This is a genomic window from Nitrospirillum karajorum, from assembly GCF_036348415.1.
GTDB lineage: Bacteria > Pseudomonadota > Alphaproteobacteria > Azospirillales > Azospirillaceae > Nitrospirillum > Nitrospirillum amazonense_B.
Genome location: NZ_JAZBQB010000003.1, coordinates 2506351 through 2529421 on the forward strand (window position 1 = coordinate 2506351; position 23071 = coordinate 2529421).

Here is a 23071-nt window from a genome sequence, read left to right on the forward strand (position 1 = left end):
GGATTTTATGATGCGTGGTTTTCTTGGCGCCATGTCGATGGTGGCGCTAATGGGGGCGGCGTCGGTCGCCAGCGCGGCTTCCCGGTCTTTGCACTATGAGCCTGCGGTGGTGGAACTGACCGGCACGGTGGTCGTCGAAGACCATTACGGCCCACCCAATTTCGGCGAAACGCCGGAAGAGGATGCCAAGCTGCGGGTGCCGATGCTGCGCCTCGACGCGCCGGTCGATGTGGCGGGCGATCCCCACAGCGACACCAATCTTTCCAGCTTCGAGGATGTCGATCAGATGCAGATCGTCCTGGTGCAGGGGCGATCGGTCGACGGTTTCATCGGCAAGCATGTGACGGTGACCGGCACTTTGGCGGAGAAGCTTGAGGGCGGTGACTTCACCCAAGTGCTGATCACCATGAGGACCATCAAGCTGGCGCGCTGAACCGGCGGCGCGGCCATGAAAAAAGCCGCCGGCAGGGGCCCCCACCGGCGGCGTTTCTTTTGAAGCGAGCCTCAGATGTTCCGCGTCGACCGCTTTTCCTGGGCGTAGCGCACGGCTTCCTCGGCGGCCTTGAACAGGGCCTTGGCCTTGTTCACGGTCTCCTGGTATTCGGCTTCGGGATCGCTGTCGGCCACCACGCCGCCCCCCGCCTGGACATGCATGACGCCGTTTTTGATGACGGCGGTGCGCAGCGCGATGCAGGTGTCCATGGTGCCGTTGGCGGCGAAATAGCCGATGCAGCCGCCATAGATGCCGCGCCGCGTTCCCTCCAGCTCCTCGATGATCTCCATGGCGCGCACCTTGGGCGCGCCTGAGACGGTGCCGGCGGGGAAACCGCCCACCAGGGCGTTGATGGCGTTGAAGCGGGACTTGTCCAGCTTGCCCTCAACGTTGGAGACGATGTGCATCACGTGGGAATAGTGCTCGATGGTGAAGCGCTCGGTCACCGTGACCGTGCCCACCTCGGCCACCCGGCCCACGTCGTTGCGGCCCAGATCCAGCAGCATCAGGTGCTCTGACAGCTCCTTGGGATCGGACAGCAGATCCGTCTCCAGTTCCTTGTCCTCCGCCGGGGTCTTGCCGCGGCGGCGGGTGCCGGCGATGGGGCGGATGGTGACGGTGTCGTCCCGCAGCCGCACCAGGATTTCCGGGCTGGAGCCGACCACGGCCAGGTCGCCGAAATCCAGGAAGAACAGGAAGGGCGAGGGGTTGATACGCCGCAGCGCGCGATAGAGCGAGAAGGGCGGCAGGGCGAAGGGGACGGAGAAGCGCTGGCTGGGCACCACCTGGAAGATGTCGCCGGCGCGGATGTACTCCTTCGCCTTCTCCACCATGGCGTGATAGTCGGCGCGGCTGACGTTGGACGACGGGTCGGGCAGGGCCTCGACCTCGCCCACCGCGTCGTGGCCCACCGGCAGCGGCCGGTCCAGGTCGGCCACGGCCTCGGCCAGGCGCTCCTTCGCGGCGATGTAGGCGGCCTCCGCCGACACCCCCGCCTGCGGCCGCACCGGGGTCACCAGCGTGACCACGTTCTCGATGCTGTCGAAGATGGCCATGATGGTCGGGCGGATGAGGACGGCATCCTCCACCCCCAGCGCGTCCCGGTTCTTCTCCGGCAGCTTTTCCATAAGCCGGACCATGTCATAGCCGAGATAGCCGAACAGGCCGGCCGACATGGGCGGCAGGTGCCCCGGCAGGTCGATGCGGCTTTCTTCCAGCACTTCGGCCAAGGCGTCCAGGGGCGGGGCCGACAGCGGCTCGAACGCCGCCGGGTCGGTGGCGGCCCGCCGGTTGATCCAGGCCTGGGTCCCCTTGCTCTTCCAGATCAGGTCGGGCTTCAGCCCGATCAGGGAATAGCGCCCGCGGACAGAGCCGCCGGTGACCGACTCCAGCAGGAAGGAGAACGGGCGCCCGTGCGCCAGCTTCAGCATGGCGGCGACGGGGGTCTCCAGGTCGCTGACCAGCCGTGTCCAGACGACCTGCGCCTGTCCCGCTGCGTATGCCGTGCCGAAGGCCGTCTCATCGGGGAAGGGGGTCACGACGCCTTACTCCTGGTGTTCCAGGCGCTGCAGCAGCGTCCGGTTCTCGGTGATGCGGTAACGCTGGCGCAGGGCGTCCAGGAACTGGACGTAGAGGTCGCCGGCCACGCCATCGCGCAGCTGCTTGGCGGCCACCGTGGCGCGGTCGGCCAGCAGCGGTTCCGGCATGGGTACCAGCGCCGCCAGACGCACGACCATCTGGCCATCGGCGACGGCGCCGGTGGTCACCTCGCCCGGCTTCAGGGTGAACAGGGCGTCCACCAGCTCGGGCGTCAAGGGGCTGTCCTTCGGCGGGGTGCGGCCCACGGGCGGCTGGCGGGTGTAGACGGCGCCCGTCTCCTTGGCCACCTGCTCGGGCGAAGCGCCGGCCTTCAGCTTGTCGGCGATCTCCTTGGCCTTGGCCTTGGCGGCCTCGTCACGCTTGCTGGACTTCCAGTCGGCGATGACCTGGTCCTTCACCTGGTCCAGCGGCTTCAGGGCCGGGGCCTGCACGCTGTCGACGCGCACGGCGAAATAGCTCTTGTTGCGCTCACCTTCCGTGGTGCTGCTGGTGTCGCCGGAGGCCAGGCCGAAGGCGGTCTGCACCACCTTGGCGATGGGGGCGGCCAGGCCGGTCACCGGCTTGCCGGCGGCATCCTTGCCCTCACGGTCCACGGCGGCGATCTTGGTCACCGTCGCATCCACCTTCTTAGCGGCCTCTTCCAGCGAGGCGCCGCCGGAGATGGCGTCGTCCAGCTTGTTCGACAGGTCATACAGCTGGTCGGTGGCGCGCTCGGCCTTCACCTGCTCCACCAGTTGGGCCTTCACCTGATCCAGGGTCTGGGTGCTGCCGGGGACGATCTTGGTGACGGCGACGACGTGCCAGCCGAACCCGCTCTTCACCGGTTCCGACACCTTGCCTTGGGGCAGGGAGAAGGCGATCTCCTGCAACTCCGCCGGCAGGTCGGCCTTGGTGATGCCGGCCAGTGGCAGCATGGTCACGCCGGCGGCCTTGGCGGCGTCGGCCAGCGACTTGCCGCCCGCGGCGGCCTGCACCACCTTGTCGGCCTGCTCCTTGGTGTCGACCAGCACCTGGTCCAGGTCGCGGCGTTCCGGCTTCACGAACTCCTTGGCGCGGGCGTCATAGGCCTTCTTCAGGTCCTCGTCGCTGACCTCCTCGGTTTTGGCGATGGCGTCGGTCGACAGGGTGACCACGGTCAGGGCGCGGTATTCCGGCGCGGTGTAGCGCGCGGCCTGGGCCTTGTGGAAAGCCTCCAGCGCCGCCTGGTCGGGCATGCCCGGGTCCGGCATGGCCTTGTCGGCCACAAACAGGGTTTCCGCCCCGCGCTGCTCACCGCGATAGCGCACCAGGTCGCGGGCCAGCGTCTGCGGCACGCGCACGCCGGCGGCCAGGGCCTCCGTCACCTCGGTGCGGGCCATGTCTTCGCGCACCTCGCCGACGATCTCTTCCTCGGTCAGCTGGTTCTGGCGCAGCAGGGCGCGCATCAGCATCGGATCGAACTGGCCGGACTTGTCCTTGAACACCGGCATGTCGGCGATCTTCTGCGCCGCCGCCTGTTCCGACACGCGCAGGCCGAAATCGTGGGTGGCCTGCTTGATCAGGGCGCGCTGGATTTCATCCTGCAGCGCCGCGCGCATCAGGCCCATCTGCTTGGCCTGCTCGGCGGTGAACTCGGGCCCCATGGTCTGGCGCAGCCGGTTCACCTGCTGGCGGAAAGCGCGGTCGACGTCTTGCGGGGTGATCTCCGTGTCGCCGACGCGGGCCACAGCTTGGTCACTGACGGTGGTGCCCACCCGGCCCACGCCCCAGATCCCGAAACTGATGATCAGGAACACGAACAGGATCTTGGAGAACCACGAGCCCGAGAATTTGCGGATGAACTGAAGCATGTGCCTGCTGCGTCTTGCGAATTGGCTTGCGGGTGGGGAAAGGGGCCAAGGCCCATACCCACCCTCCCGTCAGGGCGCGGCATCATAGAAGCAGGCACCATGGCCGGCAATAGATGGTTGGGCGGGTGACGCGCATGGGCCGGACGTGCCGACTCACGGCCTTGTCACGGCCTGAATCATGGAAATGCCGGCGCATGACTGTTACAGCATGACGACAGGGACAGGCGTGACAAGGCGGGCCACCCTATAAAGGCCCCCGCGCGTTTGTTCCTTTGAGTGCGTTAAACTCGGGGAGATAACAAAATGCGCCGCAAGTTCATTGTCGGTAATTGGAAAATGCATGGGCTCAGGGAAGGGGGCGCGGCATTGGCCTCCGACCTCGCCGGCCGCATGCTGGGGGCGGGTGACGTCGCCTTCGACATGCTGCTGTGTCCGCCCGCCACCCTCATCCATACCGTGGTCCAGGCCGTGTCCGACGCGCCGGTCAGCGTCGGCGGCCAGGATTGCCATGGCAAGGATTCGGGGGCCCATACCGGGGACATCGGGGCCCCCATGCTGGCGGATGCCGGCTGCCGCTATGTCATCGTCGGCCATTCCGAGCGCCGGCAAGGGCACGGCGAACTGAGCGGGGAGGTCAAGGCCAAGGCCGCGGCCGCCCACCGCGCTGGCCTGATCGCCATCGTCTGCGTCGGCGAGACGGAGGCGGAGCGCGATGCCGGCCGCGCCTTGGACGTCATCGCCCGCATGGTGGACGAGTCCATGCCCGACGGGGCCACGGCGGCCAACACCGTGGTGGCCTATGAGCCCGTCTGGGCCATCGGAACCGGCCGCACCCCCACGCCCGCGGATGTGGGAGCCATGCATTCCATGATCAGGCGCCGTCTCGCAACGCTGGTTGATCAGCCGGACGCCGTGCGCATCTTATATGGCGGTTCCGTCAAGCCGGACAACGCGGCCAGCCTGCTCCACATCGACGATGTGGACGGGGCCCTGGTGGGCGGCGCCAGCTTGAAGGCGGACGAATTCTGGGCCATCGCGGAAACTTGCCGCTAGCGCCCCGGGTTCGGACTGGGTAAAGAGATGCGCTTGAAGGTCGGCCGCCCCCGCATGGGGGCGGGCGGCTATTTTATGTTTTGCCAACACCTCCTGTTTTGGCCTGCTGGATAGGATTGCTGCTTCGATGTCCACCGTCGTCCTGGTTTTGCACATTCTGATCGGCATCGCGCTGGTCGGCGTCGTCCTGGTCCAGCGTTCCGAAGGCGGCGGGCTGGGTATGGGCGGCGGCACCATGGGCGGCTTCATGACGGCCCGGGGCAGCGCCAACCTGCTGACCCGCACCACCTCCATCCTGTTCGGCGCCTTCCTGGTGACCAGCCTGGTGCTGGCCCTGCTGAACCGCGCCGCCACGCACCAGGGTTCGGTGTTCGACAAGCTGCCGGCGGCTCCCGTCACGGCTCCGGCGCCGGCCACGCCCGCGCCCGGCGCCGTGCCCACCGGCGACCAGCCGGCCGCGCCAGCGGCGCAGCAGCCGGCCCCGGCGACCACCACCCCGGCTCCCTCCTCGGGCGAGCCCAAAGTTCCGACCGGCCAGTAAAAGGCGGGCGACACACTAACGGAGGCGGCGAAAGCCGCCTCTTTCAATTCGGGGGGCCGGCGCATTCGCGTTGGCCCGACATGCGGCCTTTAGCTAAACTAGGCTTCCATGACGCGCTTCATTTTCATCACCGGCGGCGTGGTCTCTTCCTTGGGTAAGGGACTGGCGTCGGCCGCTCTGGGTGCTTTGCTCCAGGCCCGTGGCTACAAGGTCCGCCTGCGCAAGCTCGACCCCTATCTGAACGTCGACCCCGGCACCATGAGCCCTTACCAGCATGGTGAGGTGTTCGTGACCGACGACGGCGCGGAGACCGACCTGGACCTGGGCCATTACGAGCGCTTCACCGGCGTCTCGGCCCGGCAGTCGGACAACATCACCACCGGCCGCATCTACTCCAACGTCATCGCCAAGGAGCGCCGCGGCGACTACCTGGGCGCCACCGTGCAGGTGATTCCGCACGTCACCGACGCCATCAAGGAATTCATCCTGGGTGATGTGAAGGATGAGGACTTCATCCTGTGTGAGATCGGCGGCACCGTCGGCGACATCGAAAGCACCCCGTTCCTGGAGGCGATCCGCCAGCTGGGCAACGATTTGGGGCCGGAGCGGGCGCTGTTCATCCACCTGACCCTGCTGCCCTACATCCCGTCGGCGGGTGAGCTGAAGACCAAGCCCACCCAGCATTCGGTGAAGGAGCTGCTGTCGGTCGGCATCCAGCCGTCCATCCTGCTGTGCCGCTCCGACCGTCCGATCCCGGAGAACGAGCGCCGCAAGATCGCCTTGTTCTGCAACATCCGGCAGGAGCGGGTGATCGCCGCCCTGGACGTGGACACCATCTACCACGTGCCGGTCAGCTATCACGAGCAGGGCTTCGACGAGCAGGTGCTGCGCTACTTCGGCCTGCCGGCCGACGAGGCGCCGGACCTGACCCGCTGGAAGGAGATCGCCGCCCGCGTCCGCCAGCCGGAGGGCGAGGTCACCATCGCCGTGGTCGGCAAGTACACCAGCCTGCTGGACAGCTACAAGTCGCTGGCCGAGGCCCTGACGCATGGCGGCATCGCCAACAACGTCAAGGTCAAGCTGGATTGGATCGATAGCGAAATCTTCGAGGGCGGTGGCGCCGTGCAGCGTCTGGAAGGGGTGCACGGCATCCTCGTTCCCGGCGGCTTCGGCGAGCGTGGGTCCGAAGGCAAGATCCGCGCGGCCCAGTTCGCGCGTGAGCGCAACGTGCCCTATTTCGGCATCTGCTTCGGTATGCAGATGGCGGTGATCGAGGCCAGCCGCCACCTGGCGGGCCTGGAGGACGCCGGTTCCTCCGAGTTTGGCCACAAGTACAAGCATCCCGTGGTCGGCCTGATGACCGAGTGGGTGCGCGGCAACGAGATGGAGAAGCGCGGCGCCGAGGGCGACCTGGGCGGCACCATGCGGCTGGGCGCCTATCCCTGCCAGCTGCTGCCGGGCTCCAAGGTTGCGGAGGTCTATGGCGCCAACCATATCGAGGAGCGTCACCGCCACCGGTATGAGGTGAACATCACCTACAAGGACCAGCTGGAGAAGGTGGGCCTGAAGTTCTCCGGCCTGTCGCCCGACGGCGAGCTGCCGGAGATCGTCGAGATCCCGTCGCACCCGTGGTTCATCGGCGTGCAGTTCCATCCGGAGCTGAAGTCCAAGCCGTTCCAGCCGCACCCGCTGTTCACCAGCTTCATCAGCGCCGCCATCGCGCAGAGCCGGCTGGTTTAAGCAGCAACGCCCGTATCAGTCCCAGGGGGCCGCCGCATCGTCAGCGGCGGCCCTTTGGCTTTTGGGAGCATCTTGAGATGACCGACATCCGCACCGTCCGCATCCGCGACCTGGACGTGGCCAACGACAAGCCCTTCATGCTGATCGCCGGCCCCTGCCAGCTGGAAAGCCGTGAGCACGCGCTTGAGATGAGCCACGCCCTGGTGGAGATCACCGCCAAGCTGGGCATCGGCCTCGTCTACAAGACCAGCTTCGACAAGGCCAATCGCACGTCGGTCAGCACCGCGCGCGGCCTGGGCATGGAAAAGAGCCTGCCCATCCTGGCCGAGGTGCGGGAGAAGTTCGGCTGCCCCGTCCTGACCGACGTGCACACGGCGGAGCAGTGCGCCCCGGTGGCCGAGGTGGTGGACGTGCTGCAGATCCCGGCCTTCCTCTGCCGCCAGACCGACCTGCTGCTGGCCGCCGGGGAGACCGGCAAGGTCATCAACGTGAAAAAGGGCCAGTTCCTGGCGCCGTGGGACATGAAGAACGTGGCGGCCAAGATCGCCTCCACCGGCAATGAGAACATCCTGCTGTGCGAGCGTGGCGCCAGCTTCGGCTACAACACCCTGGTCAGCGACATGCGCAGCCTGCCCATCATGGCGCAGACGGGCTATCCGGTGGTGATGGATGCCACCCATTCCGTGCAGCAGCCGGGCGGGCAGGGCACCACCAGCGGCGGCCAGCGCGAGTTCGTGCCGGTCCTGGCCCGCGCCGCCTTGGCCGTGGGTGTCGCCGCCGTCTTCATGGAAACCCATGAGAACCCCGACTGCGCCCCCAGCGACGGCCCCAACATGGTCAAGCTGAAGGACCTGCCGGCCCTGCTGGAAACCATGGTCGCCATCGACCGCATCGCCAAGGCCAACCCGATCTTCTGATCGGTGGCTTCTGATCCGTGGGTGAACCAGGCCGGACGCACTTCGTCGACCGGCCGCATCCTCCGTATGGGCGGGCTGCGAGCGGCTTCCCAAGCGCGCGGACCTTCGTCATGCTGCCGTCCGTAAGCCGCCTGACCAACTAGCGGCGGCGGGAGGAAATCAGCATGGATGGTGCGGTGGGAGCACGGGTTCCCCGGCGGGGGAACGCCTTCACGCGTGGCCTGGGCCGCCTGACGATGCGCCTTATGGGCTGGCGTCTGGTGGGGCAGGTTCCCGACATTCCAAAATTCGTCGCCATCGCCGCGCCCCACAGTTCCAATTGGGATTTCGTGGTGGCCATGGCCGTCGCCTTCGCCATCGGCGTGCGCGTCACGGTGCTCGGCAAACACACCCTGTTCAAGGGTAAGCGTCAGCGCAGCCCCGCCTTCCCAGGGCGTTATTGATGGGCATGCTTGCCGCTCGGCTTGAGTGGTGGACGCATGGATGACGTGACGGTGATCGGCAAGGAGGCGCTTCGAAGTGCTCATACGAGCGCTTCGGAGTTGCACGGCGAGGTTTTGAGCGGGCCGGAGCGGCGGCGGCGCTGGAGTACCGAGGAGAAGCTGCGGGTTCTGGCGCAGAGTGTGGCGCCGGGGTCGTCGCCGAGCCTGACGTGCCGGATGCACGGTATCAGCACCGGTCAGCTGTCGACGTGGCGCAAGCAGTTCCGGTCGGGTGAGCTGACGGGGTTCGTGCCGGTCTCGGTCGTTGCCGATGCGGCGTTGCCTGAACCAGCTGTCGCTCCTCAAGCGGCGGAGCGGGCCCCCGTTGCCATCGGCGTGATCGAGGTGGAGCTGCCGACCGGCGTGCGGCTGCGGATCACCGGCGATGTCGGCGAAGCGGCGTTGCGCCGGGTTTTGGCGGCGTTGTCGTGATCGGCATTCCGGGCAATGTGCGCATCTACCTGGCGTGCGGCGCGACCGATATGCGCCGTGGGTTCGACAGCCTGGCCGCCCAGGTGCAGACGATGCTGAGGCTTGATCCCCACGACGGCGCGCTTTACGCCTTCCGGGGGCGGCGGGGCGACCTGATCAAGATTTTATGGTGGGACGGCCAGGGCCTTTGCCTGTTCTCCAAGCGGCTGGAGCGCGGCCGGTTCGTCTGGCCGCAGGCCCGGGAGGGCTCGGTCGTGCTCACCTCCGCCCAGGTTTCCATGCTGCTGGAAGGGATCGATTGGCGGACGCCGGTGCGCACCTGGCAGCCGGACGCGGCCTGCTGAGCACGCTCGGTTCCATGCGGCCCCCGGCGCGTCATAGTGACTCGGATGCTGTCCACCACCCTGCCGGTGGTGGTGTTTTCGGGTAGAATCCGCCCCATGACCGACGTTGCCGCAGAGATCGCCGAGCTTCGTGCCCGGCTCGCCGAACGCGAGGCCGAACTGGCCGCGGCGCGGGCGGAACTGACCGGCGCACGTCTCCTGATCGAGCAGTATAAGGCGCAACTGGCCAAGCTTCGCCGGATGCAGTTCGGCCGCTCGTCGGAGAAGCTCGACCGGCAGATCGCCCAACTGGAACTGATGCTGGAAGACCTGGAGGAAGGCGAGGCCGCCCGGACGGCGCCGTCGCTGGATGGCGGGAACGCGGCCCCGGAACGGCGCCAGCGGGACCAGCGTCATCCGGTGCGCCGTCCTCTGCCGGAGCATTTGCCACGCGAAGAGGTCGTCCATTCCCCAGGCGACGTCTGCCCCGGCTGCGGCGGCACGCATTTCTCCCGGTTGGGTGAGGACGTGACCGAGGTACTGGAGAAGATCCCGGCCCGGCTCAAGGTGATCCGCCACATCCGGCCGAAGCTGTCTTGCCGGGCGTGCGAGGCCGTCCTCCAGGCGCCGGCCCCGGACCTGCCGGTGGAGAAGGGCCGCCCCGGGGCCGGCCTGCTGGCCAATGTCGTGGTGTCGAAGTACCTGGACGGGCTGCCGCTCTACCGGCAGTCGGCGATCCTGGCGCGTGAGGGCATCGCGATCGAGCGCGCGACCTTGGCCGATTGGGTCGGCCATGCCGCCTGGTGGGTAGCCCCCCTGGCCGGTCTGATCGGCGCCCATGTGATGGCGGCGCCAATCATCCACACCGACGACACGCCGGTCAAGGTGCTGGCCCCCGGCAACGGCCAGACCAGGCTCGGTCGGCTCTGGACCTATCTGGTCGATGAGCGGCCCTGGTGCGGTGACCGTGCGCCGGCGGCGTTCTATCGCTTCAGCCCGGACCGCAAGGGCGAGCGCCCGCGTGAGCATCTCTCCGGGTTCAGCGGGGTGATCCAGGCCGACGCCTACACGGGCTATGAGGCCCTGACCCGGCCATCGGGCCTGGTCCCGCCCGGTATCGTTCCACCAGGTATCGTCCATGCGGCCTGTTGGGCGCATGCGCGGCGGCACCTCTACGACCAGTACGAGAAGACCAGGTCACCCATCGCCGAAGAGGCCTTGCGCCGGATTGGGCGGCTCTACGAGGTCGAGGCCACGATCACCGGCCTGTCGGCCGACCAGCGCCGGGACGCGCGACGGCAACTCGCCGTTCCCATCCTCGACGACCTCAAACCATGGCTGGAGGCGCAGCAGCGGCGCCTGTCGGCCAAGAACACGCTGGGCAAGGCGATCGGGTATGCGCTGAACCGCTGGAACGCGCTCACCCTCTATGTCGCCGACGGCCGCATCGCCATCGACAACAATCCCGCCGAGCGCTCCCTGCGTGGCATCGCCCTTACCAGGAAGAACTTCCTGTTCCTGGGCTCCGAGGCGGGCGGCGACCGGGCGGCACTCCTCTACTCCGTCCTGGAGACGGCGAAGCTGAACGGGCTCGACCCCGAGGCCTATCTGGCGGATGTCCTGGACCGCATGGCCAAGGGCCATCCGATCAACCGGCTGGCCGAACTTCTGCCCTGGAACTGGACACGCCGGGCTGACAAACTCGCGGCATGACCGCCGACGCCCCCCTCCCGCCAGAGCTCATCGCGACAGTCCGCATCGATCTGCTCGACACCGACCCGCCGATCTGGCGCGAGGTCGAGGTGCCGATCACGATGACGCTGAAGCAAGTTCATGGCGTCATCCAGGCCGCCATGGAATGGCAGGATGCCCATCTCTGGTCATTCGCCAGCGACAGCGAGGAGATATCCCAAAGCCGGGCCGCCAAGCTGCCGCTTCAAGACCTGCTGCGGCCTCGCAAGACCAAGCTCCTCTACACCTACGACTTCGGTGACTGCTGGGAACATCAACTGACTGTGACCCGGCCCCGTCCGCCCGAAATGGGTGTCGCCTATCCCCGCTACGTCGCCGGGGAAGGTGCCGCGCCGCCGGAGGATTGCGGCGGCATTCCTGGCTTCTATGCTCAACTCGACATCCTCGCTGACCCGAACCATCCCGATCACGATGAGGTCAAGGAGTGGCTCGGTGACTACGATCCTGGCGCCTTCGATGAGCAACCGGTCAGGCAAAGACTCGCCCGCATCGCCGCTCGCCGGTCAGCACCGAAAAAGGCAAAGACGCGGTGATCCGCTGACGCTTACGTTCAAGGGGCCGCTGGCTCCGCTGATGCGCTTCCTGGACGTGATGCCGGTGAATCGCGCCGCGCCACAAGGCGTTGTAGGCGCCTGCGTCGCGGCATTCGATGCCGCCGACCAACTGGTCATCGGCGTGGCCCCGGACGGCACTCGGGGCGGGAAGCCCGGTGCCGGCGGGGACGTCGGCCGTTGGAAAAGCGGCTTCTATCGCATCGCGCGCGCGGCCGGGGTTCCGGTACTGCCCGTGGCCCTGGATTATGGCCGCCGCGAAGCGCGCTTCGGGTCCGTCTTGATCCCCACAGGCAACGAGGCGGCGGACCTGGCCCAGTTGTCGCTGTTCTATGCGGGCACACGTGGCAAGCGGCGCAGCATCGGGGCGGGGGTGTCATTTTAAGGTGGAGCGGAACACCGGTCGGGGGCGACCTGCCGCCGGTGTTTTGTCATTGGATACCGCGCGCCGCCAGCCAGTGGGCGGTGGTGGGCATGTCATAAATTTTGGCACGCTGGGCCAGCGTATGCCCCTCCTCGTCGCGCCCCTGCGGGCTGGCGCCCGCCTGCAGCAGGCGTACAACGATAGTGTCGTTCCAATTTGCGAAGGCGGGCCCCAGGCCGTTCTCGTCCCGGATCGTGACATCGGCGCCGTTGGCCAGCAGTGTCTCCACCATGTCCAAATCGTCTGCCTCGAACAGTGGGGTGCGGCCCCGCCTGTCACGATGGTTGGGGTCGGCCCCCAAGGCAAGGAGCCGTTTGGCGGTGGCCAAGCGGGCGTCACGAGGTTTCCATCGGAAGCTTTGGAGGGAGGCCAGCGCCGTCTGTCCACCGCCTTTCTGCGGGCTTGGCTCTGCCACTGTGACGGCATCGACGGGGATCCCTGCCGCCACTGCGGCTTCAGCCAACGCTGGGTCACACGCGGCGCCCCAGCGCGCGAATAGGTGATTGGCCTCACCGGGGCGCAAACGTGGCAGCCAACCGGCGGCGGCCAGCCGTTGGAAAACTGGGGCGCGCCCCTCCTTTATTGCATCGCGCAGCAAATCGAGGCCCAACAAGCTGTCGGACTGGCCGTCACGGCCCTTGGTGACCGTCTCCAGCGGCAGGCTGCGGTCGATCATGCCCAAGAGTGTTTCAGTGGGCGGCACATCGGGACCGTGCAGGGCGATGGCGGCGGCGGATACGGACGTGAAGTCGAACCCGATGGCGGCCAGCCAATCAACCAGCCCCGGCGCACCGTTAACCCATCGGCCGGTATTGGCGACGCGGTCGACCTCATCTTCCAGCGCTTTGACCACGGCGGGCATTCCCATCCCGCTTCCGGCATAATCCTCGACGTGCTTGGTACCCCTGCCGGTTTCCAGGGTCAGGCTGAAGTGCGGCGCATCGGTGATCATGGCGAGGTCGCTGTCGGCCAACTCGAGGAAATGCGCCTCCTCGAAGCGGCGCGCTAGCGCCGCCACCGCTTCTGGCGGCACATGGTCCTCCTGCCGGCCGGGCACGACCACATCTGAGGAGAAGAAGGGCGGACGGCGATAGACGGCGGTGGGGAAACGCTGGCCCGCCGGCAGATCGCCGCCGCCGTCGAAGATGATACGGCCCGATCCCTCGATCTCCACACTGTATTGTGGGCAGCGCCCTATGCCGCATCCCAGGCGAGTCAAGGTTATCCGCAGCTTGCTGGCGTCCTCGGCGGGAAACGGCTGCGGCTCTGGCGCCGCCCGCGCTGGGAAGCCCGCCAGGCCCAGGAGCAACAGCCCGGCCGCGCTGAGGCGGCGGAACGGCAAGGTGGGGGACCATGACAGCAGTCTCATATTTTGCCCCCTTGGGACGTCGTTTGTCCATGCGCCGCCAGCCAGCGCGCGGTGGCGGGCATGTCATAGAGCGCCGCCCGTTCGGGCAGGGTGTGACCGTCCTCGTCGCGCCCTTCCGGGCTGGCGCCTGCCTCCAGCAGCCGCAGGGTTATAGCGTCTTCCTGGCTGCACAGGGCCGCGCTGTTGCCGGCCAGGTTCCGCAGCGTCACGTCGGCGCCGTGGGCCAGCAGCAATTCCAGGAGGTCGAGATTGCGGACATGGAACAGGACCGTGCGGCCATCTTCATCCCGCCGGTTGGGATCGGCGCCCAGTTTCAGCAACTGGGCGGCGGTGTCCAGCCGGGCCTGCTCCGACGCGCAGGAATAGCGGGTGGCAAGGGTGATGAGCGCTGTGCCATTGGGGCCGTTCTCCAATCCGGCGGCGGGTCCGTCCACTGCCAAGCCCGCCGCCACGGCCGCCCGCGCGAAGCCGGCATCGCAGTTGGCTCCTGCCAAGGCGAACATGCGGTCCGCGTCCCCCGGCTGCAGCCGCGCCAACCAGCCGCCCGCCATCAGGCGGGCAAAGACGGTGGTCTGCCCTTTGGACAGGGCTTGGCGCATCAGCATGATGCCGACCGGCCCTATCCGGGGTCGATCAGCGGTCGAGGTCTTCTCCAAATCCAGGCCGCGGTTCATGACCTCCAGCACAGTGGCCTGGGCATTCCAGCCATAGTCACTGACGGCGAGGACAGCGGCCATGTCGGATTTGAAATCGAAGCCGGTGGCGGCCAGCCAGCCAATGACGCCCGGCGTGCCCCTCGTCCAGCGCGCTGTGCCGGCGATGCGGTCCACCTCGTCTTCCAGATCCTTCGCCGACTGCGGCAAGCCCACGTCGCGGCCAATATAATCTACGACCCGGCGGCTGCCGTGGCCGGTATCCAGGGTGAGGGTAACGAACGGAGATTCACGACTTCGCGCCTTGTACTCCGGTGCCACGCCGAAGAAGCGTGCCGCCTGGAATTTGGCTACCAGGGCGCGCACCAAGGCCGGATCGATGCTGTCCTCATGTCGGCCAGGCAGGAACAGGCCGCGCGGCAATAGGGCGCGGTTGGTGAAGGTGGCCATGTCGGGCTGGGCGGGACTTTCGAAGACGACATGGCCATCGCCTGCCACGGTGACCGTATACTGGCCGCCAAAGGGCACATCGCGGCTCAGGCTGATCCTCAGCTTGGACCAATCCACCTCGGGAAAGGGGGCGTCGGGCTGGGCCCAGCGTTCGGCCGGCAGCACCCGCACCGCTACCGTGGCCCGCGTTGGCACGGGGTGACCCCGATAGAGAAGGGGCCGGAGGCGCCAGCGCCGGGCCGCATCCACGGCCGTCTTTACCGCTGGGTCATCGGCCTTCTGCGGCCAATCAACCCCATAGGCGTGGGCCTGGGGCGGTGCGGTCACGGCGGTGACGCGGCCGTCCTCGTTGGCCCGCACCTTTAGTTCGACGGTGGTCGCCTCCACTAATGAGGGTTCACGGATGTCCGCCTGGTTGGTCAGGTGGCCGAAGAATGTCGTGGAACTGAGGCGGATGGCGTCATCGGTGTCCCGGTGCAGGGCACACGCGCTGAGGAGGGGAAGCAGGGCTGCGACCAGTAGAGGCGTGACGCGGCGTGGCGCTTGCGGCAAGGCGGGCTCCCCAACGGCTCAGTCGGGCCAACTCTGCCATAACGGGAACAAAGTGGCCAATCTTCCCGTGAGAAAGGCGCTGTTCCGGTCAAGTCAGGCGGGCGCTGGGTCAGTCCACAACCGCCGCCTTCAAAACGTCATAGGCGATACCGCGCCTGCTGGTCTTGCCTGGGGCCGGCCCTAAAGGCTATGACGGGCACCGTCCCGCCACGACGCATTCGCCGTCACGACGCATAAAGGGAAGAACCCATGTCCGCGATCATCGATATTCAGGGCCGCCAAATTCTCGACAGCCGGGGCAACCCGACCGTTGAGGTCGACGTTCGGCTGGAGTCCGGCGCCTTCGGCCGCGCCGCCGTGCCCTCCGGCGCCTCCACCGGCGCGCACGAGGCCGTTGAGCTGCGCGATGGCGACAAGAGCAAGTACCTGGGCAAGGGCGTGCTGAAGGCGGTCGAATTGATCAACAGCGAGATCTTCGACACCATCGGCGGCCTGGAATCCACCGACCAGGTGGCCATCGACACCGCGATGATCGAGCTGGACGGCACCCCGAACAAGGCCCGCCTGGGCGCCAACGCCATCCTGGGCGTGTCGCTGGCCGTGGCCAAGGCGTCGGCGGCTGAGCTGGACCTGCCGCTGTACCGCTATGTCGGCGGCACCAACGCCCGCATCCTGCCGGTGCCGATGATGAACATCATCAACGGCGGCGCCCACGCCGACAACCCCATCGACATCCAGGAATTCATGGTGATGCCGGTGGGTGCGGAGAGCTGCGCCGACGCCATCCGCATCGGCGCCGAGATCTTCCACGCCCTGAAGAAGAAGCTGAAGGACGCCGGCCACAACACCGCCGTGGGTGACGAGGGCGGCTTCGCCCCCAACCTCGCCTCCACCGACGAAGCCCTGTCCTTCATCATGAAGGCGGTCGAGGCCGCCGGCTACAAGCCCGGTGACGACGTGGTGCTGGCGCTGGACGCCGCCTCCACCGAGTTCTTCAAGGACGGCAAGTACGTGCTGGCCGGCGAGAACAAGACCCTCGATCCCGACGCCATGGTGCGCTACTGGACCGACCTGGTGGGCCGCTACCCCATCGTCAGCATCGAAGACGGCATGGCCGAGGACGACTGGGCCGGCTGGAAGGCCCTGACCGATGCCATCGGGTCCAAGGTGCAACTGGTGGGCGACGACCTGTTCGTCACCAACCCGGCCCGCCTGTCCGATGGCATCAAGAAGGGTGTCGCCAACTCCATCCTGGTGAAGGTCAACCAGATCGGCAGCCTGACCGAGACGCTGGAGGCCGTGCGCATCGCCCAGGCCGCCGGCTACACCGCCGTGATGTCGCACCGCTCGGGCGAGACCGAGGACGCCACCATCGCCGACCTGGCCGTCGCCACCAACTGCGGCCAGATCAAGACCGGCTCGCTGTCGCGTTCCGACCGGATCGCCAAGTACAACCAGCTGATTCGGATTGAAGAGGCGCTGGATCTGGCGGCGGTGTTCCCGGGACGTGGCGCGCTGAAGCGCGGCTGAAACCGGGCATCGTTCCGGTATCGTCCGGAATAGCCGGAAAGTGGGGGTGGGGGCCTGGCTTCCACCCCTTTTTCTTTGCCCTATAGTCAGTTGAAGTCGCGCGCCGGTTGGTATTTCAGATGAATTAAATGCGGCAGCCAGACTAGGCGCCGCTTTCCATTTGACGGTTGCGGAACCCTTGTGGAACCATGGGCCCATGATTGGCGCCCGTTCTTTCCGTACCGCACTGAACCGCGCCCTGCGCCAGGTGGTTGCACCTGTGGTGGGGGCGTCCGTCGTCGCCTATTTCGCGTACCACACGGTGCAGGGCGAACGCGGGCTGATGGCGCTGACCCAGCTGCAGACCCAGGTCAGCCAGGCCAAGGCCCAGCTGGATCAGGTGCGCGCCGAGCGTGAGGCGATGGAGCGCCGCGCCCGCCTGTTGCGCCCCGACAATCTGGACCCCGACATGCTGGAGGAAGAGTCCCGCAAGGTGCTCGATTTCTCCCGCCCGGATGACCTCGTGATCCTTCTTCCGGGCAAGCCTGCCCCGCATGAAGACAAGGACGCGCCGGCCAAAACGCCCTAAACCGCTGATAATCCACCGATTAGCCAGAATTAGGTTAATCGTAAATAATCCTTTTGAAGCAAGGTATTGCAGTGCACACTCCTTGCATTGCACCGCACTTGTGGTTAGCAGTGATGCCGTGCCGGCCGACCCGGCCCGGAGTGCACCTGGGGCCGACCCCCGGGGACCGCGACGCAATGCCCACGCTTGAGAAGGGAGACGCCAGTGGCCACGACCACGAGACGCCGTGCCAAGCCCGCTGAGAACGCAGCGCCGGAGCCGACCCAGGAGGAACTCCTCCGCTACTACAAGGAAATGTTGCTGATCCGCCGCTTCGAGGAGAAGGCCGGTCAGCTGTACGGCATGGGCCTCATCGGCGGCTTCTGCCACCTGTACATCGGCCAGGAGGCCGTGGTGGTGGGCATGCAGGCGGCGCAGCTGCCGGGCGACAGCGTCATCACCAGCTATCGTGACCACGGCCACATGCTGGCCTGCGGCATGGACGCCAAGGGCGTGATGGCGGAACTGACGGGGCGTGAGGGCGGCTATTCCAAGGGGAAGGGCGGCTCGATGCACATGTTCTCGCGCGAGAAGAATTTCTACGGCGGCCACGGCATCGTCGGCGCCCAGACGCCCATCGGCACGGGCCTGGCCTTCGCCCACAAGTACAAGAAGGACGGCTGCATCGACGTCTGCTATCTGGGTGACGGCGCCGTCAACCAGGGCCAGGTCTATGAGTCCTTCAACATGGCGGCCCTGTGGAAGCTCCCGGTGATCTACGTCATCGAGAACAACAAGTACGCCATGGGCACCTCGCAGCAGCGCGCGTCGGCGGGTGAGCTGTACCTGCGCGGCAGCGCTTACGGCATCCCGGGCAAACAGGTCAACGGCATGGACGTGCTGGAGGTCAAGAAGGCCGCCGACGAGGCCGTAGCCTACGTCCGTGGCGGCAACGGCCCCATGATCCTGGAGATGAAGACCTACCGCTACCGCGGCCACTCCATGTCCGACCCGGCCAAGTACCGCACCAAGGAAGAGGTCAACAAGATGCGGTCGGAATATGACTGTATCGACCACCTGAAGGCGATGCTGTTCGAGAAGGGCTATGCCGACGAGGAAAGCCTGAAGGTCATCGACCGCGACGTGAAGGCCGTCGTCACCGAGGCCGCCGACTTCGCGACCACCAGCCCCGAGCCCGACGCTTCGGAGCTGTGGACCGACATCCTCGTGGAAGCCTGATCGCTGGCCGGAGAATAAGAAAATGCCCATCGATATCCTGATGCCGGCCCTGTCCCCCACCATGACCGAAGGCAAGTTGGCCAAGTGGGTGAAGAAGGAAGGCGACACCATCAAGGCGGGTGACGTCATCGCCGAGATCGAGACCGACAAGGCCACCATGGAAGTGGAAGCGGTCGACGAAGGCACCCTGGCCAAGATCCTGGTGCCGGAAGGCACCGAGAACGTGGCCGTGAACACCGCCATCGCCCTGCTGGCCGGTGAAGGCGAGAGCGCCAGCGACGTGACCGCCGCCCAGGCCCCCGCCGCGCCGGCCCCCAGGGCCGAGGCGCCCCGGGAAGAGGCCAAGCCGGCCGCCGTTCCCGCCGCCCCGGTGGTGTCGGCCCTGGTGGCCCCGCCGCCGTCGGACGAGGACCGCTTCTTCAAGAACACCCAGACCATGACGGTGCGCGAGGCCCTGCGCGACGCCATGGCCGAGGAGATGCGCAAGGACGCCAACGTCTTCGTCATGGGCGAGGAAGTGGCCGAATACCAGGGCGCCTACAAGGTGACCCAGGGCCTGCTGCAGGAGTTCGGCCCCGACCGCGTGATCGACACCCCCATCACCGAGCACGGCTTCGCCGGCCTGGCGGTGGGTGCGGCCTTCGGCGGTCTGCGCCCGGTCGTGGAGTTCATGACCTTCAACTTCTCGATGCAGGCCATCGACCACATCATCAACTCCGCCGCCAAGACGCTGTACATGTCCGGCGGCCAGATGGGCTGCCCCATCGTGTTCCGTGGCCCCAACGGCGCCGCCGCCCGCGTGGCCGCGCAGCACAGCCAGGAATACAGCAGCTGGTACGCCCACATCCCGGGCCTGAAGGTGGTGTCGCCCTACAGCGCCGCCGATGCCAAGGGCCTGCTGAAGGCCGCCATCCGTGATCCGAACCCCGTGGTCTTCCTGGAAAACGAAATCCTGTACGGCCAGCACTTCGAGGTGCCGACCGATCCGGACTTCATCATCCCGATCGGCCGGGCCAAGATCGAGCGCGCCGGCACGGACGTGACCATCACCGCCTTCTCGCTGCAGGTCGGCATGGCCCTGGCCGCCGCCGACAAGCTGGCGGAGCAGGGGATCAGCGCCGAGGTCATCAACCTGCGCAGCATCCGTCCCCTGGATGTCCACACCATCGTGGAAAGCGTGAAGAAGACCAACCGTCTGGTCTCGGTGGAAGAGGGCTGGCCCTTCGCCGGCATCGGCGCGGAAATGTCCGCGGTGATGATGGAACACGCCTTCGACTACCTGGATGCGCCCGTGGTGCGCGTGCACGGCAAGGACGTGCCCATGCCCTACGCCGCCAACCTGGAAAAGCTGGCCCTGCCGCAGGTGGATGACGTCGTCACCGCCGCCAAGGCCGTGCTGTACCGCTGAACCGGCTGGGAAGGCGCCTCCCGCCCCGATAGGGGCAGGGGGCGCCTTCTGCCGCATCCGTCAGAGATTTGGGGCGCCTGGCCTGACGCCACGGCCCCCTGGGGGAGAGCAAACCCATGCCGATCGATATCCTGATGCCGGCCCTGTCGCCCACGATGACCGAGGGCAAGCTGGCGAAGTGGGTGAAGAAGGAAGGCGATACGATCAAGGCGGGCGATGTCATCGCCGAGATCGAGACCGACAAGGCCACCATGGAAGTGGAGGCCGTGGACGAGGGCACGCTGGGCAAGATCCTGGTGCCGGAGGGGACCGATGGCGTGGCGGTGAACGCCAAGATCGCCATCCTGCTGGAGGAAGGCGAGAGCGCCGACGCCCTGAGCGCCGCGCCCAAGCCCGCCGCCCCTGCGCCGGCCCCCACGGCGGCGAAGGCGGAAGCCGCCGCTCCGGCCCCGGCCAAGAGCGAGGCCGCCCCGGCCGCCGCTGCGGCGCCGGCCCCGGCGCATGACGGCAAGCGCGTGTTCGCCAGCCCGCTGGCCCGCCGCATGGCCGCCCAGGCCGGCCTGGACCTGGCCAAGGTCTCCGGCACCGGCCCGTCCGGCCGCATCGTCAAGGCCGACGTCGAGGCTGCGCTGAAGGGCGGGGCCGCCAAGGCCGCCCCGGCCGCCGCCGCCGCTGCCCCCACCGCTGCCGCTCCGGCCGCCGCCGCGCCGGCTCCGGTCGCCGCTCCGAAGGGCATCGACGCCAAGGCTTTGGCCGACAAGCTGGGCATGAAGTACAAGGTCCTGCCCAACAGCGGCATGCGCAAGACCATCGCCAAGCGCCTGACCGAAGCCTGGCAGACCATCCCGCACTTCGGCCTGTCGGTCGATTGCGAGATCGACGCCCTGCTGGCGCTGCGCGCCCAGTTGAACGAGAAGTCGGGCGAGAAGGTGTCGGTCAACGACTTTGTCGTGAAGGCCGTGGCCGTCGCCCTGCGCAAGGTGCCGGAGGCCAACGTCTCCTGGCATGAGGACGGCATCCTGCAGTATGAGGGCGTGGATGTCTCCGTGGCCGTGGCCACCGATGGCGGCTTGATCACCCCCATCGTGAAGAACGCCGACCAGAAGGGCCTGGCCACCATCTCCGCCGAGGTGAAGTCCCTGGCCGCCAAGGCCAAGGAAGGCAAGCTGAAGCCCGAGGAGTTCCAGGGCGGCACCTTCAGCGTGTCCAACCTGGGCATGTTCGGGATCAAGAGCTTCACCTCCATCATCAACCCGCCGCAGAGCTGCATCCTGTCCGTGGGTGCCGGTGAGAAGCGGCCGGTGGTGAAGGGCGACGCCCTGGCCGTGGCCACGGTCATGAGCCTGACACTGACGGTGGACCATCGCTCGGTCGACGGCGCTGTGGGTGCCCGTTACCTGCAGGTCCTGAAGAAGCTGATCGAGGACCCCATCACGCTGATGCTGTGATGCCCATCCCCGGAAGCGCCCGACGCTTCCGGGGATTTCTCTTGTCGTTGACCAAAAGCGCGGGGCGGGCGCCCCCCCGAGGGTTGTCCCCAGCTATGGGCGGGCCCTGCGCCTTTTGAAGGGAACAGACCGAAATGGCCGATACCGAATTCGACGTGCTGGTCCTGGGTGCCGGCCCCGGTGGCTACGTCGCCGCCATCCGCGCCGCCCAGCTGGGCCTGAAGGCCGCGGTGGTGGAACGTGAACACCTGGGCGGCATCTGCCTGAACTGGGGCTGCATCCCGACCAAGGCCCTGCTGCGCTCCGCCGAGATCTACGGCTACATGAAGCATGCCGACGCCTATGGTTTGTCGGCCGGCGCCATCGGCTTCGACCTGCCCAAGGTGGTGAAGCGGTCCCGCCAGGTGGCGGGCCAGCTGTCGGCGGGCGTGAAGGGCCTGCTGAAGAAGAACAAGGTGCCGGTGTTCGACGGCAGCGCCAAGCTGGCCGGCGGGGGCAAGGTCACCGTCACCGCCAAGGACGGCGGCACCCAGACCCTGGCGGCCAAGCACATCATCATCGCCACCGGCGCCCGCGCCCGCTCCCTGCCGGGGCTGGAGCCGGACGGCAAGTTCGTCTGGTCGTACAAGGAGGCTCTGGTCCCCGACACCATGCCGAAGTCGCTGCTGGTCGTCGGTTCCGGCGCCATCGGCATCGAATTCGCCAGCTTCTTCCGCACCCTGGGTGCCGAGGTGACGGTGGTGGAGGTCATGGACCGCGTCCTGCCGGTGGAGGATGAGGAAATCTCCGCCTTCGCCCGCAAGCAGTTCGAAAAGCAGGGCATGAAGATCGTCACCGGCGGCAAGGTGACCAAGCTGGACAAGGGTGCCACCACCGTCACCGCCCATATCGAGGTGGGCGGCAAGGTGGAGACCCTGACGGTGGAGCGTGTCATCACCGCCGTCGGCATCCAGGCCAACACCGAGAACATCGGTCTGGAGAACACCAAGGTGAAGCTGGACCGTGGTCACATCGTGACCGACGGCTACCTGCGCACGGACGAGCCGGGCGTCTACGCCATCGGCGACGTGGCCGGCGCCCCCTGGCTGGCTCACAAGGCCAGCCACGAAGGCGTGATCTGCGTGGAGAAGATCGCCGGCGTGAAGGACGTCCACCCGATGGACAAGCTGAACATCCCGGGCTGCACCTACTGCAACCCGCAGGTGGCCAGCGTCGGCCTGACCGAAGCCAAGGCCAAGGCCGCCGGCTATGAGGTCAAGGTCGGCCGCTTCCCCTTCATCGGCAATGGCAAGGCCATCGCCCTGGGTGAGCCGGAAGGCATGGTCAAGACGGTGTTCGACGCCAAGACCGGCGAGTTGCTGGGCGCCCACATGGTGGGGGCCGAGGTGACGGAGCTGATCCAGGGCTATGTCGTCGGCAAGACCCTGGAGACCACCGAGGCTGAGCTGATGCACACCATCTTCCCGCACCCGACCCTGTCGGAGATGATGCATGAGTTCGTTCTGGCCGCCTATGGCCGGGCGATTCATTATTAAGCGTTCCCTCAGGCGCCGGGCGCCGGGCGCCGGCATCCGCCGGCTTGGCTTCCTCAGTTTTCAGTCCACCGCGTTCCCCGAAAACTTCCGGCGGATGCAGTCGCATCCTACAACGGCATGAGGTGCAGCCTCATGCCGTTGGTGTGGGGCTCGGGGCTTAGGGGTTTTGATATTGGGGCCGGGGCGGGTGGTGCATGCGTGGGG

General features: G+C 67.1%; 21 protein-coding genes. 17 read left to right on the forward strand and 4 right to left on the reverse strand.

What is annotated here, in order from left to right:
• The first annotated feature begins 10 nt into the window (after nt 1-10).
• Nucleotides 11-433 (forward strand): hypothetical protein, encoded by a 423-nt coding sequence (locus UCD39_RS25365; RefSeq protein ID WP_330498390.1) that lies wholly within the window; start codon nt 11-13, stop codon nt 431-433.
• 71 nt (nt 434-504) lie between these two features.
• Here the strand turns inward: UCD39_RS25365 and trpE are convergent, their stop codons facing one another.
• Together trpE and UCD39_RS25375 are read right to left on the reverse strand one after the other, a co-directional pair.
• Nucleotides 505-2031, reverse strand: a complete 1527-nt coding sequence (gene trpE / locus UCD39_RS25370; protein ID WP_330498391.1) for an anthranilate synthase component I — start codon at nt 2029-2031, stop codon at nt 505-507.
• A gap of 6 nt (nt 2032-2037) precedes the next feature.
• Nucleotides 2038-3921 carry a peptidylprolyl isomerase gene (locus UCD39_RS25375; protein ID WP_330498392.1) on the reverse strand — a complete coding sequence of 628 codons (1884 nt, stop codon included), beginning with the start codon at nt 3919-3921 and terminating at the stop codon, nt 2038-2040.
• Nucleotides 3922-4224: 303 nt separating this feature from the next.
• On the opposite strand from UCD39_RS25375, the gene tpiA reads away from it, so the two are divergent.
• The 10 genes from tpiA (at nt 4225) to UCD39_RS25425 (ending at nt 12097) form a co-directional block, all read left to right on the forward strand.
• Nucleotides 4225-4974, forward strand: coding sequence for a triose-phosphate isomerase (gene tpiA, locus UCD39_RS25380; RefSeq protein ID WP_330498393.1), 750 nt, complete (start codon nt 4225-4227; stop codon nt 4972-4974).
• Nucleotides 4975-5101: 127 nt separating this feature from the next.
• A complete protein-coding gene (gene secG / locus UCD39_RS25385; protein WP_145730147.1) occupies nt 5102-5515 on the forward strand; it encodes a preprotein translocase subunit SecG in 414 nt (137 codons plus the stop codon).
• Between the two features lie 108 nt (nt 5516-5623).
• Nucleotides 5624-7255, forward strand: a complete 1632-nt coding sequence (gene pyrG, locus UCD39_RS25390) for a CTP synthase (RefSeq protein WP_145730148.1) — start codon at nt 5624-5626, stop codon at nt 7253-7255.
• Between the two features lie 77 nt (nt 7256-7332).
• Nucleotides 7333-8172, forward strand: a complete 840-nt coding sequence (kdsA, locus tag UCD39_RS25395) for a 3-deoxy-8-phosphooctulonate synthase (protein ID WP_330498394.1) — start codon at nt 7333-7335, stop codon at nt 8170-8172.
• A 164-nt stretch (nt 8173-8336) separates the two neighbouring features.
• A complete protein-coding gene (locus UCD39_RS25400; RefSeq protein ID WP_330498395.1) occupies nt 8337-8615 on the forward strand; it encodes a lysophospholipid acyltransferase family protein in 279 nt (92 codons plus the stop codon).
• Between the two features lie 36 nt (nt 8616-8651).
• The gene (gene tnpA, locus UCD39_RS25405; protein WP_330494635.1) at nt 8652-9086 is read left to right on the forward strand and encodes an IS66-like element accessory protein TnpA; all 435 of its coding nucleotides are present in this window, start codon (nt 8652-8654) and stop codon (nt 9084-9086) included.
• Nucleotides 9083-9430, forward strand: coding sequence for an IS66 family insertion sequence element accessory protein TnpB (gene tnpB, locus UCD39_RS25410; protein WP_044559820.1), 348 nt, complete (start codon nt 9083-9085; stop codon nt 9428-9430). Before tnpA ends, tnpB begins: the two co-directional genes overlap by 4 nt.
• A 96-nt stretch (nt 9431-9526) precedes the next feature.
• Nucleotides 9527-11122, forward strand: coding sequence for an IS66 family transposase (gene tnpC, locus UCD39_RS25415; RefSeq protein ID WP_330494634.1), 1596 nt, complete (start codon nt 9527-9529; stop codon nt 11120-11122).
• Nucleotides 11119-11694, forward strand: a complete 576-nt coding sequence (locus tag UCD39_RS25420) for a plasmid pRiA4b ORF-3 family protein (RefSeq protein WP_330494633.1) — start codon at nt 11119-11121, stop codon at nt 11692-11694. The genes tnpC and UCD39_RS25420 overlap by 4 nt, the downstream gene beginning before the upstream one ends.
• Nucleotides 11618-12097 carry a 1-acyl-sn-glycerol-3-phosphate acyltransferase gene (locus UCD39_RS25425; protein WP_330498396.1) on the forward strand — a complete coding sequence of 160 codons (480 nt, stop codon included), beginning with the start codon at nt 11618-11620 and terminating at the stop codon, nt 12095-12097. The genes UCD39_RS25420 and UCD39_RS25425 overlap by 77 nt, the downstream gene beginning before the upstream one ends.
• Nucleotides 12098-12143: 46 nt before the next feature.
• Here the strand turns inward: UCD39_RS25425 and UCD39_RS25430 are convergent, their stop codons facing one another.
• Complete coding sequence (locus UCD39_RS25430; RefSeq protein WP_330498397.1) at nt 12144-13505, reverse strand: DUF6438 domain-containing protein; 1362 nt, start codon at nt 13503-13505, stop codon at nt 12144-12146.
• Nucleotides 13502-15160, reverse strand: a complete 1659-nt coding sequence (locus UCD39_RS25435; RefSeq protein WP_330498398.1) for a DUF6438 domain-containing protein — start codon at nt 15158-15160, stop codon at nt 13502-13504. The genes UCD39_RS25430 and UCD39_RS25435 overlap by 4 nt, the downstream gene beginning before the upstream one ends.
• Nucleotides 15161-15409: 249 nt before the next feature.
• On the opposite strand from UCD39_RS25435, the gene eno reads away from it, so the two are divergent.
• The 6 genes from eno (at nt 15410) to lpdA (ending at nt 22867) form a co-directional block, all read left to right on the forward strand.
• Nucleotides 15410-16690, forward strand: a complete 1281-nt coding sequence (gene eno / locus UCD39_RS25440; RefSeq protein WP_330498399.1) for a phosphopyruvate hydratase — start codon at nt 15410-15412, stop codon at nt 16688-16690.
• Between the two features lie 196 nt (nt 16691-16886).
• Nucleotides 16887-17258: an FtsB family cell division protein gene (locus tag UCD39_RS25445; RefSeq protein ID WP_330498400.1), complete on the forward strand. Its 372-nt coding sequence runs from the start codon at nt 16887-16889 to the stop codon at nt 17256-17258.
• A 204-nt stretch (nt 17259-17462) separates the two neighbouring features.
• Entirely contained in the window at nt 17463-18476 is a 1014-nt protein-coding gene (gene pdhA, locus UCD39_RS25450) for a pyruvate dehydrogenase (acetyl-transferring) E1 component subunit alpha (RefSeq protein WP_330498401.1), read from the forward strand.
• A 22-nt stretch (nt 18477-18498) separates the two neighbouring features.
• The gene (locus UCD39_RS25455; protein ID WP_330498402.1) at nt 18499-19884 is read left to right on the forward strand and encodes a pyruvate dehydrogenase complex E1 component subunit beta; all 1386 of its coding nucleotides are present in this window, start codon (nt 18499-18501) and stop codon (nt 19882-19884) included.
• 116 nt (nt 19885-20000) lie between these two features.
• The gene (locus UCD39_RS25460; RefSeq protein WP_330498403.1) at nt 20001-21332 is read left to right on the forward strand and encodes a pyruvate dehydrogenase complex dihydrolipoamide acetyltransferase; all 1332 of its coding nucleotides are present in this window, start codon (nt 20001-20003) and stop codon (nt 21330-21332) included.
• 134 nt (nt 21333-21466) lie between these two features.
• Entirely contained in the window at nt 21467-22867 is a 1401-nt protein-coding gene (gene lpdA, locus UCD39_RS25465; protein ID WP_330498404.1) for a dihydrolipoyl dehydrogenase, read from the forward strand.
• Nucleotides 22868-23071: the final 204 nt, after the last annotated feature.